Below are 1,996 nucleotides of genomic sequence, written 5' to 3' on the forward strand. Positions count from 1 at the left end.
CACCCCCGGCCGGCCCCTGCCCGAACGCCCGCCGGGCCTCCCGGGCCTGCCGCTCCTGCACCACCGCCGCGAGATACGCCGCAGGCGGCACCCCCGGCGGCACCGGCGCCCCCGTGCGCCCGGCCAGGTCCGAGGCCAACCGCTCCGCCATCGACCAGCCGACCTGCGGATCGAGCTGCCCCATCCGCGTCAGGTACTGCCGGACGGCAAGCCACAGACCATCGGGCACCGCCGACAGATCGAGCCCCGAGAAACGCCCGGCCAGCCATGGCGGAGGCGGCGGCACGAACCCCGCCTGCCCGGCCGGCACCCGCTCCCGCACGACCAGGGTCCCCGCGAACACATCCCCGAGCCGCCGCCCCCGCGCCGAGACCAGGGACGCGATGCAGGCCACGACCCCGAGCGTCATCAGGATCTCGATCACACCGATCAGACCCCGCACCAGCGCGTGCCGGAACCGGATCGGCCCTCCGTCGTCCCGCACCACCCGCAGTCCGCAGGCCATCTTCCCGAGCGACCGCCCATGGCTGAGCGTCTCGACCAGGATCGGCCCACCGACCAGCAGGAGGACGAACAAGGCGATCGAGATCGCGGTCTGCGCCGCCTCGTCCAACGAGGCCGTGGCAGCCACCAGAGCGATGGTCGCCACGACATAGACGGCCATGGCCGCCACCAGGTCGAGCAGCACGGCCAGCGCCCTGCTGGGCAGCCTCGCGGGGCGCAGCTCCAACGCCACCGCCTCGCCCGTCACCAGCTCACTCACGCCCGCCGCCCTTCCCTGGCCTGCCCCGAACACCGCCAGTCTGCCAAGCTGATGGCACATCGCACCGCAGTACGGCCAGCAGATCGAGCCGATCATCCTTCCGCCGGTCCGGCCGACCGCCGACGAACAGCCGAGGAGCAGGCACACCGATGGACCTCGACGTCTTCGTCTCCGCCCACCGCGCGGAGTGGGACCGCCTCGATGCCCTGCTCCGGCGCCAGCGCCGCCTCACCGGCGCGGAGGCCGACGAACTCGTCCTCCTCTACCAGCGCACGGCCACCCATCTCTCCCTGATCCAGTCGGCCGCCCCCGATCCGCAGCTGACCGGCAGGCTCAGCCAACTGGTGGCACGCGCGCGCAGCGCGGTGACCGGCGCCCGCCGTGCTTCCTGGCGGGACGTCACGCGCTTCCTGACCCACAGCTTCCCGGCGGCCGTCTACAAGTCACGCCACTGGTGGGTGCCCACAGCACTCCTCTCCACAGCCGTCGCGGCACTCCTCGGCTGGTGGATAGGCACCCACCCCGAAGTACAGGCGTCCATAGCGGCTCCCGACGAGCTGCGCGAGCTCACCCGCCCCGGCGGCCAGTACGAGACGTACTACTCGAGCCACCCCGCGGCCTCCTTCGCCGCCCAGGTCTGGACGAACAACGCGTGGGCCGCGGCCCTCTGCCTGATCCTGGGTGTCTTCCTGGGCCTGCCGGTCCTCTGGGTCCTCTTCCAGAACATGCTCAACCTGGGCGTCGGCTTCGGCCTGATGTCCTCCGCCGGCCGCCTCGACACCTTCCTCGGCCTGGTCCTGCCGCACGGCCTCCTGGAACTCACCGCGGTCTTCGTCGCGGCCGGGACCGGCCTCCGCCTCGGCTGGACCGTCATCGACCCGGGGCCCCGCACCCGACGCACAGCCTTGGCGGCGGAAGGCCGGGCAGCCCTGGCCATGGCGATCGGCCTCGCCCTGGTCCTCTTCGTCTCCGGCGCCATCGAAGGCTTCGTCACCCCCTCGGGCCTGCCCACCTGGGCGCGCATCACCATCGGGGTCATCGCCGAGCTGGCCTTCCTGGCCTACGTCTATGTCCTGGGCGGACGTGCGGCGCGCGCCGGCGAGACCGGCGACCTGGAGGCATTCGAACGCAGCGCCGACGTGCCCACGGCCGCCTGATGTGCGCGAGTCCCCGCTGAGCTGCTAGTCTCCTCTTCGCCCCGCAGGAACCGTTGACACGGAGCTGGCGGGGAGG

General features: G+C 72.5%; 2 protein-coding genes. One reads left to right on the top strand and one right to left on the bottom strand.

Going from position 1 to position 1,996, the window contains the following annotated elements:
• Nucleotides 1–763, bottom strand: a 763-nt coding sequence (locus B7767_RS33630) for an RDD family protein (protein ID WP_107486478.1), incomplete at its 3' end; no start/stop codon positions are given.
• Between the two features lie 149 nt (nt 764–912).
• On the opposite strand from B7767_RS33630, the gene B7767_RS33635 reads away from it, so the two are divergent.
• Nucleotides 913–1,920, top strand: a complete 1,008-nt coding sequence (locus tag B7767_RS33635; RefSeq protein ID WP_085575410.1) for a stage II sporulation protein M — start codon at nt 913–915, stop codon at nt 1,918–1,920.
• Nucleotides 1,921–1,996 lie beyond the last annotated feature (76 nt).

The sequence above is a fragment of the Streptomyces sp. 13-12-16 genome (assembly GCF_002114215.1).
Taxonomy (GTDB): domain Bacteria; phylum Actinomycetota; class Actinomycetes; order Streptomycetales; family Streptomycetaceae; genus Streptomyces.